Here is a 14222-nt window from a genome sequence, read left to right on the forward strand (position 1 = left end):
GTGACCTTGCGTCGTTTTGCGGGAATCCTCAGGCCCAGAGCGCGGCCAGCACGCCCAGCCCCGCGATTTCCGCCAGTTGCTGGCTGGCCCCCAGCACGTCGCCGGTCTGTCCGCCGATCTTGGCCCGCGCGATCAGGCCCAGGCACAGCACCACGGCCGCTATCATCACCGCCACCGGCAGCACCGACACGCCCAGGCACAGGCCCGCGCCGATCAGCGCCACCGCGACCGCCAGTCCCGCAACCGGGGCCGAGGGGCGGCCCGTCGACTGGCTCAGCCCATTGGCGCGCGCGTTCGGCAGCCAGCACATCAGCGCCGGCATCCCCGCCCGCGACAGCATCGCCACGCCCAGCAGCGCCCATGCCCCGCCGCCCGAGGCCAGCAGAACGCTCAGCGCCGACCAGCGCGCAGCAAAGCCCAGGATCAGCGCCATCACGCCATAGGCGCCGATCCGGCTGTCCTTCATGATCTCCAGCCGGCGCGCGCGGTCCCATCCGCCCCAGAACCCGTCGGCGACATCGGCCAGCCCGTCCTCGTGCATGGCGCCCGTCACGATCACCGAGGCAGCCAGCGCCATCACGGCGGCGAACCCTGCGCCCGCGCCCAGACACAGCTGCCCCGCCAGCGCCGCCAGCGTCCCCGGCACCAACCCCGCCAGTGGCCAGGCCCAACTGGCCGCCGCCCCCCGCGCAAAGGCCGCGTCCGGCAGGCGCAGCGGCACCCGTGTCAGCAGCGACAGCGCCACCGCGACATCGCGCAGCTGAATCCCGGTCTTGTCGTTTTCCTGCATCGCTCCGGCCTTTTGTTAGCTTGCCCCTCGTTACCATTGCGTTAAACACCGCCGCAACACAGACACGAAGGATGATCCCGATGACCCGCAGCTTTGATACGCTCGATGTGTTCCGCGCCCTGCTGGCGCAAGCCCCCGCCGCCGATCAGTCCGCCCGCAAAGAGGCCGAGGCCCGCAATGGCCAGCTGACCAAGCCGCCGGGCGCGCTTGGCCGACTCGAGGATCTGGCGATCTGGTACGCATCCTGGCGCGGAGACGCGCGTCCGGCAATTGCCGCCCCTCAGGTGGTGATCTTCGCGGGCAATCACGGGGTCACGGCGCAGGGCGTGTCGGCCTTTCCCGCCGAGGTGACCGTGCAGATGGTGATGAACTTCCAGCACGGCGGCGCCGCGATCAACCAGCTGTCCAAGGCGTTCGGCGCCAAGATGGACGTGGTGGCGCTGGATCTGGACCGGCCCACCGCCGATTTCACCACCGCCCCCGCCCTGTCCGAGGCTGAACTACTGGACGCCCTCAACGCCGGTTGGAACAGCGTCGATCCGGCCTCGGATCTGCTGGTGACCGGAGAGATGGGCATCGGCAACACCACCTCGGCCGCGGCCATCGCGCTGGCGCTGTTCGGCGGCGATGCCGGGGATTGGACCGGGCGCGGCACCGGGGTCGATGATGCCGGTCTGGCCAACAAGACCCGCGTCGTCCGCGAAGGCGAGGCGCTGCATGCCCAGGCGATCACCGACGGGCTGGACGCGCTGCGCTGTCTGGGCGGGCGTGAACTGGCGGGCATGGCCGGGGCGATTGCCCGCGCCCGCAGCCTTGGCATCCCGGTGATCCTGGACGGGTTCATCTGCTGCGCTGCCGCCGCCTGTCTGGAAAAGACCGTGCCGGGCGCGCTGGATCACTGCGTCGCGGGCCATGTCAGCGCCGAGGCCGCGCATCCCCGCCTGCTGGCCGCGCTGGACAAGACCCCGCTGCTGTCGCTGGGCCTGCGTCTGGGCGAAGGCTCGGGGGCGGCACTGGCCATCGGCGTACTGAAGGGCGCGGTCGCCTGCCATTCCGGCATGGCCACCTTCGCCGAAGCGGGCGTGTCGGACGGCTGATCCGCACCCCCGCCCTGAACAGCGTCAGCCTTCCTCTTGCGCGCGCGCATCCAGCTGCGCTTGCAGGGCGGCTTCCAACTCCTTGTCCAGCTCCAGCGAGCGCTGGATATAGGCGTTGTTCTGCGAGGCGGGCTTGTTCGGGTCCCACAGCTGCGCCAGTTCCAGCATCGCCTCGCGGTCGTGTTGATAGAACAGCCGTTCGGCCTGATCGGCCTCGTATTCGCTCAGGCCGACATTCTCCAGCACGTAGCGACCCGCCCGCAAAGAGCTGTCGAACATCTCGCGCACGATGTCATCGGCACCGGCCTTGTACAGCTGGAACACGTGGTTGCGGTCGCGTGCCCGTGCCACGATATGCAGGTCGGGCCGCTCGCGTCGGGCATAGGTCACCAGCTGCGTCGTCGCCGTCGGGCTGTCCAGCGCCACCACCAGCACGCGCGCGTCCTTCAGCCCCGCCGCATGCAGCAGTTCCGGCCGGGTCGGATCGCCAAAGAACCCCTTGAAGCCGAATTTCCGCATCAGCTGGATGGTTTCCATGTCGTGGTCCAGAACCACCGTCTTGAACCCGCTCGACTGCACCAGCCGGTTGACGATCTGCCCGAACCGCCCGATCCCCGCGATGATCACCGGCCCGTGGTCGTCGATCAGGTCGTCCTCGAAGGTCTGCGTCTCTTCGCCCAGCCGTTTCGACAGCCAGTCGTACAGGATGAACAGCAGCGGCGTGGCCAGCATCGACAGCGCCACCACCATCAGCAGCTTTTCCGACAGGCCCCCCGTCAGCACATGGGTCTGCTTGGCAAAGGACAGCAGCACAAAGCCGAATTCACCGGCCTGCGCCAGCGACAGCGTGAACAGCCAGCGATTGCGGCCCTTCAGCTTGAACAGCAGCGCCAGCCCGTGCAGGATCAGCCCCTTCATCAGGATCAGGCTGGCCGTCATCGCCAGGATCTGCACCGGAGCCTTGGTCAGCAGGTCAAAGTTGATCCCCGCGCCCACCGTGATGAAGAACAGCCCCAGCAGCAGGCCCTTGAACGGCTCGATATCGCTTTCCAGCTCGTGGCGAAATTCGCTGTTGGCCAGAACCACGCCCGCAAGGAAGGTGCCCAATGCGGGCGACACGCCCACGCCGTACATCACAAAGGCGATGCCCAGCACGATCAGCAGCGCCAGCGCCGTGTACATCTCGGGCAGGCGCGCGTGGTGGATATAGCGGAACACCGGCCGCGTCAGGTAGATCCCCGCCAGGATGATGACCGCCACGGCCCCCAGCGTGACCAGCGTCACGCCCCAGGCCGGCAACCCCTCAACCAAAGAGATCGCGTGATCCTTGCCCGCATCCAGGTCCTTCACCCGCGCGATCGAGCCATCGGACTTTAGCACCGCCGTCGGGGTTGACCCCAGCAGCGGCAGGATCGCCAGCATCGGGATCACCGCGATATCCTGCGTCAGCAGCACCGAAAAAGCCGAGCGCCCCCCGCTGGTCTGCATCAGCCCCTTCTCGGACAAGGTCTGCAACACGATTGCCGTCGACGACAGTGAAAAGATCATCCCGATCGCCAGCGCCGGCGACCATTGCTGCCCCATCCACATCGCCGCCAGCATCACCACCAGCGTGGTCGCCACCACTTGCAACCCGCCCATCCCGATCAGCCGGTGCCGCATGTCCCACAGCGATTGCGGGGTCAGCTCCAGCCCGATCAGGAACAGCATCATCACCACCCCGAATTCCGCGAAATGCTGCAGGTCCATCGTCTCGGTGCCGACCAGCCCGAAGACCGGCCCGATCAGGATGCCCGCGCTCAGATAGCCCAGCACCGAGCCCAGCCCCAGACGTGCGGCGATGGGAACGGCGATGACGGCGGCGGCCAGGTAGATCGAGGCTTGGAACAGGAATGATTGCATCAATAAATACTCAACAGGGCAGGGGGGCGTCTTGTTTGAACTGGTCCATCACGATCTGGCTTTGCACCCGCGCGACCGAGGGGTGCGGCAACAGGACCTCGTGGATCAGGCGGTTCAGGGCGGTCAGGTCTTCGCAATAGACTCTCAGCAGGTAATCCGCTTCGCCGGTCAACGTCCAGCCCGAGATCACCTCGGGGCGCAATTGCACCAGCTGCGCGAACAGCCGCGCCTGTTCAGGGCGATGCGTGACCATCTGCACCTGCACAAAGGCCTGCACCGACAGCCCCACCTTGCGCGGGTTCAGCCGCGCCGCGTAGCCCCGGATATAGCCCTCGGCCTCCAGCCTCTGGCGCCGCCGTCCGGCCTGGCTGGGCGACAGGTTCAGGATATCCCCCAACTCCTGCGCGGTCAGGTGGGCGTTGTTTTGCAGCTCGGCCAGCAGCCGTTTGTCCGTGTCATCCAGCATGTGCGCAATTTCCGCGTTTTTTCTTAACCTAACGCGAAAAACCCGCATGGCAACCCTTCGGACTGCCAAAGAATGCGCAAAAAACACGGTGAAAACCCCTTAACCTGTTCACAGCAGAACAGGAGGAATACCAATGGGCCCTTTCCCGCATGACGCGCCGCAGGCGCAGATCACCCCGCAGAACCCCGCCGGCACGGACGGCTTCGAATTCGTCGAATTCGCGCATCCCAACCCCGAGGAGCTGCGCACGCTGTTCACCCGCATGGGCTATGCCCTTGTGGCGCGGCACAAAACCAAGAATGTCGAGCTCTGGCAGCAGGGCGATATCACCTATATCCTGAACGACGAACCCGGCAGCTTTGCCAGCCGTTTCGTGGCCGAACACGGCCCCTGCGCGCCCTCGATGGGGTGGCGCGTGGTGGATGCGCAGCACGCGTTTGACCACGCCGTCAGCATGGGCGCCGAACCCTACGAGGGTGCCGACAAGACGCTGGACTGGCCCGCGATCAAGGGCATCGGTGGCAGCCTGATCTACTTCACCGATCAGTATCACGACACCTCGCCTTATAACGAGGAGTTCGACTGGCTGGCCCGCTCCAAACCCGCCGGCGTTGGCTTCTACTACCTCGATCACCTGACCCATAACGTGTTCAAGGGCAACATGGACAAGTGGTTTGGCTTTTACGGGCGGCTGTTCAACTTCCGCGAAATCCGCTTCTTCGACATCGAGGGCAAGTATACCGGCCTGTTCTCGCGCGCGCTGACCTCGCCCTGCGGGCGTATCCGCATCCCGATCAACGAGGACCGAGGCGAGACCGGCCAGATCGTCGCCTACCTGAAAAAGTACAAGGGCGAGGGCATCCAGCACATCGCCGTCGGCACCGACGACATCTACGACTCGACCGACGCGATTGCCGCGAACGGCATCCAGTTCATGCCTGGCCCGAACGAGGCCTATTACGAGTTGTCGCGCAGCCGCGTTCACGGCCATGACGAACCGCTGGACCGCATGCAAAAGCACGGCATCCTGATCGACGGCGAAGGCGTGGTCGATGGCGGCGAGACCCGGATCCTGCTCCAGATCTTCTCGAAAACCGTGATCGGCCCGATCTTCTTCGAGTTCATTCAGCGCAAGGGCGACGACGGCTTTGGCGAGGGCAACTTCAAGGCCCTGTTCGAAAGCATCGAGCGTGAGCAGATCGAAAACGGCGAAATCGCCGCCGAGTGATCACGGCGGGTTCGGCAGCGCGGGGCGCACCCGCGCTGTCAGATCGCCCCCCGGCCAATCGGGCAGGGTAAACCGCACCGGGCGCGGCGCGGGCAGGGCGAACAGGATGGAAAACAGCAAGATCATGACGGCCAATGTGCCGGGTAAATCCTGCTATCGGGTTAACGTACGTTTTCCGGCAAGAATCATACAATTTCGCGGGTTAACCAAAGCCCAGACCAGCGTCCCGGCCTTACCCGCGCGGCATTTTCAGGATGACCGAGCGGCCGTTTTTCACCAGCCGCAACTCGGTATCCGAGATCGCCGCGACCTGCCCGCCGTCGATCCGGTCGCCGACCTGAACCTTTTTGTAGCGCCCGTTTGAAAGCCGCACCAACGCGCGCCTGTCCGAGGCTTTTCCATAGACGCCGATCAGGTTCAACTCTCTGAGATTTATGGCGTTTTTCACCGTCGCCTGCCGCGCGACCGAGGCAGAGGAGGGCAGGTTCGGCGCGGCCTTGGTGACCTCGGGCTCTTCATCATCGCCACCCACGATCGGCTGCGACTTGCGCGAGATATTGGCCAGGCTGGCCAGGCTGGAGGGCCGCAAACGCGGCTTCAGCGACGAGGCAACCGCCAGCGCGGTCGAGGCATCATCCGTCGTCGTCTCAGCCTGCGGTTCCGAAGCAACATCCTCCGGGCGCAGGCGCGGCCGGAACAGCGCCAACTCGGTCCGGGTCCGGCCACCTAGTTGTTCTCGCTCGGTTTTTTCCTGCAAATTCTCGGGGCGGGGACGTGGGCGCAGCTTTGATAGCGCGGGATCGACGGCCTGGTTTTCCTCGGCCCGGTTCGGCATCCGGGGTGGCAGCAGCGGCGGGCGGCCCGCGAAAACCTTGATGCCTTCGGGGGTCAGCGCGCCCTCGGCGGTGGCGGTGACCAGCCCGCGCTGATCCACGTCATAGGTCGTGCCCGCAGCGGCGGGGTTCGAGCGGCGCGACGGCGGTTCGTCATGTTGCGCGCCGATATCGGGCAGCGCGATGGCGTCCACGGCGTTGATTGCCGGGTCGATCGAGGCCAGATAGGCATCCGCCGAGTCCAGCGCCGGCGGCGTCGCGGGCTTGTCCGGCGCGATTTGCCAGATGCCGGTGGCGATATAGCGTTGCTCGGCCTCCTCGCGCGACAGGCCCGGCTCGGGGTCGGGCAATAGCATCGCCTCGCTCGGGGGAGGCGCGTTTTCGCCGCTGGTCACATCGCCTGCGGGTTCGACATCCGCGGCCTCGGCCATTTCCTCTTCGGTGGCCGTCGTCATGGCCTCGGGCGAAGGGGCCGAGGCGACCTGAACTTCGGGCGCGCCGCCGAACAATCCGGCCAATCCGTCATCCGAGAACACAGAGGCCCACAGCGCCACACCTGCCATGAATATCAACAAGATAGCCGTCAGGATCAGGCCCAGGCGGCGGGGTTTTCCCCCGACGACGTCAACGGACGGTTCAAAGGGGGCAGGCTTGGCTTTTGCCGGTTTTGCAGGTTGCGGTTTGGGCGCGGCTTTCGGTGGTTCAGCCGGTTTTGCTGGTTCGGGTTTGGGGTCAGGTGTGGCGTCGGGCGCGCTTGGCAGCGTCAGGGTCAGCTTGCCCTTGCGCGGGGCCTTGGGCGCGTCCTTGCCACCTGCCGGAGCAGGCGCCGGGGTCGCCGCGCGGACGCTGGCAAAGGACACGGGCGCCGGTGCCTCAGGCTCTGCAGCAGGTGCTTTGGGGGCGGGCTCAACCGGGGGCTTCGCCTCGGTTTTTGGCGCTTCAACCGGCTTGGGCTTTGCTGGTGCAGGGGGTGCAGGGTCTACCGGCGTCTCGGGGACGTCATCCACAACCTCGATCATCGGGGCGGGTTCCGGTTCCGGCTCGGGGATATTGGCGCGGCCCACAACGTGGATGGGCTGCAGATCGCGGGTCACATTGTCGGCCGATCCGAATTCGGCGCGCGCGGATTTGGCCACGCCAAAAAACGGCTCTCCGGCAAAGGTGCTTTGCTCGGCCAGCGCGACAAAGCTGACCGGCCCCAGGTCATGCTCCAGCGCAAAGGCTTCGGCCTCGTCCAGGGTGTCGCGGGCGACGGCGGCGATGAACAGCTGGCCGTCATCCATCGCCCAGTCGAACGACAGCTCGTTCAGCGCATATGGCGTCGCGCCTGCCAGCGCGTGGGCGGCGTCGTCCTCAGCCTCGGCTTCGGTTTTCGCGGTCGAGGCGACGGTCAGGTACTTGATCTGGTCGTTCGGCAGCACCAGCTTGGTGCGCACGCCTTCGGGGGACAGACGGCCAGCGGCGGCGCGCAGTTGCGCCATCCCTGCCGCCAGATCGGGCGCAGAATAGTCGACGTCGCCCACCAGCAGCCACCCCGTCGGTGCGCGCTGCAACAGCCGGAGGCCTTCGCTGGAAAAGGTCAGGGCGAAATTCGGTTTCATCTCACTGGCAATACCATCCCGTGCGCGACAGCGGGAGTCCCTCTGCACGCGGAGGGCAAGTTACAGCAGCTTCCTGCCGAGGGGAAGAAAAACAAATATGTGATTGTTGTCGCAGCGGGATTTCCGCTCATCATGGGGCCAGCAAGGAAAGGAGATTCCGAATGAAAGCATGGATTCTGACGATGGCGCTGTGTTCCGCCGCGCTGCCCGCCTGGGCCGAGGGCGTCGCGCGCCAGATCACCGTCATGGGCGAGGGGATCGTTCATACGGTGCCGGATGTCGCCGTGATTTCGGTGGGCGTGACCCAACAGGACAAGGATGCCGCCACCGCGATGGCGCGGGCCTCGCAGGCGGCAGGCGCGGTGCTGACGAAACTGCGCGATCTGGGGATCGAGCCGCGCGATCTGCAGACCAGCCAGATCGACCTGTCCCCGGTCTATACCCACCGCCAGAACGAAGAGCCCACGATCGACGCCTACCGCGCCAGTCTGGAGCTGACGGTGCGCGTGCGCGATCTTCCCGCGCTGGGGGGCATTCTGGGGGCCGTGGTGCAGGATGGCGCGAACCGGTTCTCGGGGCTGCATTTCTCGGTCTCTGACCGGCAGGCCGCCGAGGATGCCGCCCGCGCCGCCGCTGTTGCGGATGCGCTGCGCAAGGCCGGGCTGCTGGCTCAGGCTGCGGGGGTGAAACTGGGGGCTGTCGTTTCGATCCAGGAAAACGGCGGGGGAGGTGGCGTGCCGATGATGCGCATGGCGGCGGATATGGCGCCTTCGCCGGTGCCCGTGGCCGAGGGCGAGGTCGCGCTACAGCAATCCGTCACCCTTGTGATCGAGCTGCAATAACGAAAACGGCGCGGGGGTGTCCCGCGCCGTTTCCTTTTGCATGCGTTCAGATCAGCGCGGCAGCGCCTGGTCCAGATCGCGGATCAGGTCGGCGGCATTCTCGATCCCGATCGAGATGCGCACCACGTTCGGGCCAGCCCCTGCGGCCACCTGCTGCGCCTCGGTCAGCTGACGGTGCGTGGTCGAGGCCGGGTGGATGATCAGCGAGCGCGTATCGCCCAGGTTGGCGACGTGGCTGAACAGCTCCAGATTTCCGACCAGCTTGACGCAAGCGTCATAGCCGCCCTTCAGCGCCACGGTGAACAGCCCGCCGGTGCCCTTGGGGAACAGTGCCTTGGCCCGCGCGTGATACGGCGACGAGGCCAGACCGGCATAGGTCACCTTCTCGATCCGGTCGTCCTTTTCCAGCCATTCGGCGATGGTCTGGGCGTTCTGGCAGTGGCGCTCCATCCGCAGCGACAGGGTTTCGATCCCCATCAGCGTGTAATGCGCGGCTTGCGGGTTCAGCGTCATGCCCAGGTCACGCAGACCAATGGCGATGCCGTGGAAGGTAAAGGCCAGCGGGCCGAACGTCTCGTGGAATTTCAGGCCGTGATAGGCCGGCTCGGGCTGCGACAGCGAGGGGAACTTGTCGCTGGCCGACCAGTCGAACGTGCCGCTGTCGACGACGACGCCGCCGGTGACGGTGCCGTTGCCGGTCAGGTACTTGGTCATCGAATGCACGACCAGCGTCGCCCCATGCGCGATCGGGTTGCACAGGTAGGGCGTCGCGCTGGTGTTGTCCACGATCAGAGGCAGACCGGCATCGCTGGCCACCTTGGCGGCAGCGGGCAGGTCGGTCACATAACCGCCCGGGTTGGCCACGGACTCGCAGAACACCGCTCGGGTGTCATCGTCGATGGCGGCGGCAACGGCGGCCATATCCTCGAAGTCGACGAACTTGGCCGACCAGCCGAACCGCTTGATCGTCTGGCTGAACTGGGTGATCGAGCCACCATACAGACGCGTCGACACCACCACGTTGCGCCCCGGCGCCATCAGCGGGAACAGCGCCATGATTTGCGCGGCATGGCCGGACGAACAGCAAACAGCGCCCACGCCGCCCTCCAGCGTGGCGATGCGTTCCTGCAGAACGGCCACGGTTGGGTTGGTCAGACGCGAGTAGATGTAGCCCACCTCTTGCAGGTTGAACAAAGCCGCAGCGTGATCAGCATCGCGGAACACATAGGCCGTGGTCTGGTAAATCGGCGTCTGGCGCGCACCGGTCGCGGGATCGGGGCGGGCGCCGGCATGGATGGCCAGCGTGTCAAAGCCAAAGGCGGGGGCGTCGGTCATGGGGTCTCCTCCTGAATTCATCCGGATGTTGTGGATTGCAAAAAGAAGTATGCCATCCGAGGATGCCCCACAACGCCTAACCAACAGGGACCCCAAACTGATGCGCTCTGCTTTTCATCTGGCCTACCATGTTCTGGATCTGGACGCCGCACGAGAATTTTATTCTGGCCTGCTGGGCGCCCGCGAAGGCCGCAGCACCGACACCTGGGTCGACTTCGACTTTTTCGGCCACCAGATCAGCCTGCACCTGGGCCAACCCTTCGCCACAGCAAATACCGGCAAGGTCGGTGACCACATGGTCCCGATGCCGCATCTGGGCGTGGTGCTGGAACTGCCGCACTGGAAACAACTGGCGCACAGGCTCGACGCCGCGGGCATCGACTTCGTGATCCCCCCCTCGGTCCGCTTCCAGGGCCAACCGGGCGAACAATGGACGATGTTCTTCCGCGACCCCTCCGGCAACCCGATCGAGATCAAGGGATTCGCCGATTTCGATCAGGTCTTTGCCACCTGAACGCGGCACCCGTGGCACGCGCGGAATTTGAGTATTTGGATCAGAAAGAAGCCAAAAGCCGCGCCCTTGCCCTTCTTCTTTTCCCAAATATCCCGGGGTGAATGCGCCGTAGGCGCAGAGGGGCAGCGCCCCTTTTCCCCTCACCGCATCCAGAAGCCCTTTTCCTTGATGATCTTCCGGATGGCCTGTTCGCGGCGGGGCAGGTTTTGCCGGTCGAAAAGCGCGCGAACTTTCTGGCCGCGGCCATGATAGACCATGAACTTGATCGGGTCGTACTGTTTCAGCACTTTTTTCACGTCGTTAGGGGCGGCGATGGTTTCCAACACCTCGACCACCCGATCATCCTCGCGCGCGTAGAGCAGCGGGAACAGGCGGTAGTGGCAGCTGACCTCTCCGTCCAGCAGCCCGGTGGGTAGCACGTCTCGGCCGCCGCCGAAGCTGTGGATTACCAGGGGCAGGGCGATCTGGTCCAGCCAGGGCCACATGGGCTGGCAGACCAGTTCCTCGGGGGCGTCGTCGCGGATTTGCGTGGCGTAGCGCAGGAAGCGCGCGCCGAATTCGCGGGGGCAGCGGCCGTAGAACCAGCCCGCGTTGAAATAGAGGTAGCGTTTCCAGAACTCGTCCGGCTGGCTGAGGTCCAGCGAGCTGTCGAAATCCAGGCCGAATTTATCGTAGAGCGAGCGCCAGATCGCCGTGTAGCCCGGTCCGTAAAGCTCGATCCTGGGCCAGGTGCCTTCGACGTTCTGCGACGCGCTGGGGCGGTCGAAATCGAAGGGGACACGGGCCAGATCGTCCAGAATCAACGTATCGGTGTCGAAGAACACGAAGGGTTCGCCCTCGGGCAAGGCCAGCAGGCACTGGATCTTGTTACCGTTCGGGTAGCCCTCGCCGAATTCGGGGGTGTCGAAGGGCAGGATCTCGGCGCTCAGGGCCTCTAGCCGAGCGATCACCGCCTTGTTGCGCAGCGTCGGAGAGCTGGACCAGAGCGGGCTTTCATTCGGCGTGGCCACGAACAGCCGGCCCTGAAAATCGGGGTTGGTGTGGCGCAGCGAGGCGGCGAACAGGATTGCTTCGTATTGCAGGCGATTGGCCTGGCCGACGACGACAATGTTGAAAGATTGGATTTTTTCCCTGTCTGCCGCCATACTCGACCTAGCCCGATGCAAACTTCTGCGCGTGTTTTGCGGAGTATGGGGCACCGGGAGGCGATTTGAAAGAAAAGGAATTGCGCGATGCTGGACTGGCTGTTGATTGGAATTGCCGCCGTCGCTGGCGGGATAGGTGGGGATGGCGGGACCACGCCCGTCACGCCGCCACAAGTGGTCGAGGCCGCGCCCGCCGCCCAGCCGCCTGCGCAAACGCCGCCCCCCGTGCAGGCGCCGACGGGTAAATTCCTGACCGCCGCCGAGGTCAAGCCGATCCTGACCATGACCAAGCCGCAATGGGTGGCCGTGCGCGAATATGACGGGCACGACCTGATCTATTTCACCCAGTTGCTGTCCTGGCGCTGCGGGCTGTCGGCGATGCGTTACTCGGTCAATGGCGGGCCGATGCAGCAATATCCGCTGCCGCCCTGCCACGAGGACACCGCGACCCCCAACGCGCTGATCGGCGAAGAAGGCATGCCGATCATGGGGCTGCCGCCCAACTCGGTGCAAACGCTGGATGTCGAGGTGTTCTACGACGATACCAGCATCGACTTTGCCAGCTATCAGCGCGCACAAATCCTGATCCCGTGACCGGGAAAACCACCGCTTGCCAACCAGTTATTTGGGGGGGAAATGGTGGGCGACCCTGGAATCGAACCAGGCATGGGTCTCCCCGGCGGAGTTACAGTCCGCTGCCGCACCTTGCAGCTCGTCGCCCGTGTCCTCGGCCTCGGCCGCGGAACGTGGGGGGTGATTACCGTTCGCCGCGGGGGGCGTCAACAGGAAAATTCCTTGCAGATGGACGGGATGCAGCGCATTAACGCGCACATCCGAAAGCACGGGGGACCGAGCGATGAAAAAGCCCAAATGGGTCGTCGAAAAAGAGCAGGCCAAGAAGGCCGCCGCTGCCGAAACCGTCTGGCTGTTTGGCCTGCATGCGGTGCGTGACGCGCTGCTCAACCCCCACCGCGAAAAGCTGCGCCTGGTGGTGACCAAGAACGCGATGGACAAGCTGGCCGACGCGATTCCGTCCGCCGGGCTGGAGCCCGAGATCGTCGATCCGCGCAAGTTCAACGTGCCGATCGATCCCAATTCCGTGCACCAGGGTGCCGCGCTCGAGGTCAAGCCGCTGGACTGGGGCCGGCTGGAGGACGTCTGCGTCGGCAAACCCGACCTGCCGCCGCGCGTCGTGGTGCTGGATCGCGTGACCGACCCGCATAACGTCGGCGCGATCCTGCGCTCGGCCGAGGTCTTCGGCGCCTGCGCGGTGATCGGCACTCGCCACCATTCCGCTCCCGAAACCGGTGCGCTGGCCAAGACCGCCAGCGGCGCATTGGAACGTCAGCCCTACCTGCGTGTCCGCAACCTGGCCGAGGGAATCGAGGCGCTGCAAAAGATGGGCTACCTGGTGCTGGGTCTGGCCGGCGAGGCGGACCAAACCATCGAGGCCGCGCTGGAGGGCAAACGCGACCGCCCCGTCGCACTGGTTCTGGGCGCCGAAGGGCCGGGTCTGCGCGAGAAAACCCGCGAAACCGTGGACGCGCTGGTGCGGATCGACTTCCCGGGCGGCTTCGGCTCGCTCAACGTGTCGAACGCGGCGGCGGTGGCGCTCTATGCCTCGGGGCAGCGCTAGGGGATCGGCGGAAACCTGCCCGTGTTAACGGGATCTTCACAGGTATTTTACACCCTCTTACAAACGGATCATGCGATCCTACATGAGTAAGTGACTGCGGGGCCGGAACCCCCGTGGCTCCATTCACTGTCCCTCGTTCCGACACTTGCGCCCCGGTTGGTCCCGGGGCGCTTTTTTCTTGAGCACAGGCTATGCAGACCAGCCCCAGCGCGGTAACGCTAGGGCATGAGCGAGCATTATTCCGACGATTACCTGAAAACGATTCTGCGCGGCACCAAACGGATCGCCGTGGTCGGCGTTTCCCTGAACCCGGTGCGCCCCTCGAACTACGTGGCACGCTATCTGGGACTGAAGGGCTACACCGTGATCCCGGTGAACCCCGGCCATGCGGGCGAAAAGCTCTACGGTCAGACCGTGGTCGCACACCTGAAAGACATCCAGGGTGGCGTCGACATGGTCGACATCTTCCGCCGCTCCGACCATGTCGGCCCCATCGTCGACGAGGCGCTGGAAACCTTCCCAGACCTGAAAACCATCTGGATGCAGATCGGAGTCGTGAACCTTGATGCCGCCGAAACAGCCCGCGCGCGCGGTGTCGAGGTGATCATGGATCGCTGCCCCAAGATCGAATACCAGCGCCTGTTCGGAGAGTTGCGCATGGGCGGCTTTGCGACCGGTGTGATTTCCTCGAAACTGTGATCGCGTATCAACCGGGCAGGGGGCTGTCTGCCCCCTCGGCCTGCGGCCTCACCCCCGAGGATATTTGCAAAAAGAAGAAGAGAAGCCGTTAACCTTAACGCGCCGCTTTTTGGCTTCTTTCTGATGAAAATACT

At 65.0% G+C, this 14222-nt stretch carries 14 protein-coding genes and 1 tRNA gene; 7 read left to right on the forward strand and 8 right to left on the reverse strand.

Annotation, left to right across the window (positions count from 1 at the left end; translation table 11 throughout):
* Positions 1-28: 28 nt before the first annotated feature.
* On the reverse strand, positions 29-790 hold the full coding sequence (gene cobS / locus E7681_RS14340; protein WP_136340003.1) for an adenosylcobinamide-GDP ribazoletransferase: 762 nt from the start codon (positions 788-790) through the stop codon (positions 29-31).
* An 80-nt stretch (positions 791-870) separates the two neighbouring features.
* Here cobS and cobT point away from each other — a divergent pair, with 80 nt between their 5' ends.
* Positions 871-1887 carry a nicotinate-nucleotide--dimethylbenzimidazole phosphoribosyltransferase gene (gene cobT, locus E7681_RS14345; protein ID WP_136340004.1) on the forward strand — a complete coding sequence of 339 codons (1017 nt, stop codon included), beginning with the start codon at positions 871-873 and terminating at the stop codon, positions 1885-1887.
* 24 nt (positions 1888-1911) lie between these two features.
* Here cobT and E7681_RS14350 read toward each other — a convergent pair whose 3' ends face one another.
* The gene (locus tag E7681_RS14350) at positions 1912-3789 is read right to left on the reverse strand and encodes a monovalent cation:proton antiporter-2 (CPA2) family protein (RefSeq protein ID WP_136340005.1); all 1878 of its coding nucleotides are present in this window, start codon (positions 3787-3789) and stop codon (positions 1912-1914) included.
* A 10-nt stretch (positions 3790-3799) separates the two neighbouring features.
* The gene (locus E7681_RS14355) at positions 3800-4255 is read right to left on the reverse strand and encodes an Lrp/AsnC family transcriptional regulator (protein ID WP_136340006.1); all 456 of its coding nucleotides are present in this window, start codon (positions 4253-4255) and stop codon (positions 3800-3802) included.
* Positions 4256-4388: 133 nt separating this feature from the next.
* Between E7681_RS14355 and hppD the strand changes: the two genes are divergently transcribed.
* Positions 4389-5483 carry a 4-hydroxyphenylpyruvate dioxygenase gene (gene hppD, locus E7681_RS14360; RefSeq protein ID WP_136340007.1) on the forward strand — a complete coding sequence of 365 codons (1095 nt, stop codon included), beginning with the start codon at positions 4389-4391 and terminating at the stop codon, positions 5481-5483.
* Here the strand turns inward: hppD and E7681_RS19315 are convergent, their stop codons facing one another.
* Both E7681_RS19315 and E7681_RS19320 read right to left on the reverse strand, forming a co-directional pair.
* Positions 5484-5609, reverse strand: coding sequence for a hypothetical protein (locus tag E7681_RS19315; RefSeq protein ID WP_281277664.1), 126 nt, complete (start codon positions 5607-5609; stop codon positions 5484-5486).
* Positions 5610-5715: 106 nt separating this feature from the next.
* A complete protein-coding gene (locus E7681_RS19320) occupies positions 5716-7917 on the reverse strand; it encodes a hypothetical protein (protein WP_136340008.1) in 2202 nt (733 codons plus the stop codon).
* Between the two features lie 161 nt (positions 7918-8078).
* On the opposite strand from E7681_RS19320, the gene E7681_RS14370 reads away from it, so the two are divergent.
* Positions 8079-8759, forward strand: coding sequence for an SIMPL domain-containing protein (locus E7681_RS14370; protein WP_136340009.1), 681 nt, complete (start codon positions 8079-8081; stop codon positions 8757-8759).
* Positions 8760-8810: 51 nt separating this feature from the next.
* Here the strand turns inward: E7681_RS14370 and E7681_RS14375 are convergent, their stop codons facing one another.
* Complete coding sequence (locus tag E7681_RS14375; protein ID WP_136340010.1) at positions 8811-10094, reverse strand: O-acetylhomoserine aminocarboxypropyltransferase/cysteine synthase family protein; 1284 nt, start codon at positions 10092-10094, stop codon at positions 8811-8813.
* A gap of 100 nt (positions 10095-10194) precedes the next feature.
* Here E7681_RS14375 and E7681_RS14380 point away from each other — a divergent pair, with 100 nt between their 5' ends.
* On the forward strand, positions 10195-10608 hold the full coding sequence (locus tag E7681_RS14380) for a VOC family protein (RefSeq protein ID WP_136340011.1): 414 nt from the start codon (positions 10195-10197) through the stop codon (positions 10606-10608).
* Between the two features lie 140 nt (positions 10609-10748).
* Here the strand turns inward: E7681_RS14380 and E7681_RS14385 are convergent, their stop codons facing one another.
* Positions 10749-11753: a hypothetical protein gene (locus E7681_RS14385; RefSeq protein WP_136340012.1), complete on the reverse strand. Its 1005-nt coding sequence runs from the start codon at positions 11751-11753 to the stop codon at positions 10749-10751.
* An 87-nt stretch (positions 11754-11840) separates the two neighbouring features.
* Between E7681_RS14385 and E7681_RS14390 the strand changes: the two genes are divergently transcribed.
* Complete coding sequence (locus E7681_RS14390; protein WP_246032494.1) at positions 11841-12347, forward strand: hypothetical protein; 507 nt, start codon at positions 11841-11843, stop codon at positions 12345-12347.
* A 43-nt stretch (positions 12348-12390) separates the two neighbouring features.
* Here E7681_RS14390 and E7681_RS18870 read toward each other — a convergent pair.
* Positions 12391-12474: transfer RNA gene (locus E7681_RS18870), tRNA-Tyr, on the reverse strand.
* Positions 12475-12609: 135 nt separating this feature from the next.
* Between E7681_RS18870 and rlmB the strand changes: the two genes are divergently transcribed.
* Together rlmB and E7681_RS14400 are read left to right on the forward strand one after the other, a co-directional pair.
* Positions 12610-13389, forward strand: a complete 780-nt coding sequence (gene rlmB / locus E7681_RS14395; RefSeq protein WP_136340013.1) for a 23S rRNA (guanosine(2251)-2'-O)-methyltransferase RlmB — start codon at positions 12610-12612, stop codon at positions 13387-13389.
* Between the two features lie 225 nt (positions 13390-13614).
* The gene (locus E7681_RS14400) at positions 13615-14088 is read left to right on the forward strand and encodes a CoA-binding protein (RefSeq protein WP_136340014.1); all 474 of its coding nucleotides are present in this window, start codon (positions 13615-13617) and stop codon (positions 14086-14088) included.
* Positions 14089-14222: the final 134 nt, after the last annotated feature.

This window comes from Thalassobius vesicularis (assembly GCF_004799325.1).
GTDB classification, from domain to species: domain Bacteria; phylum Pseudomonadota; class Alphaproteobacteria; order Rhodobacterales; family Rhodobacteraceae; genus Thalassobius; species Thalassobius vesicularis.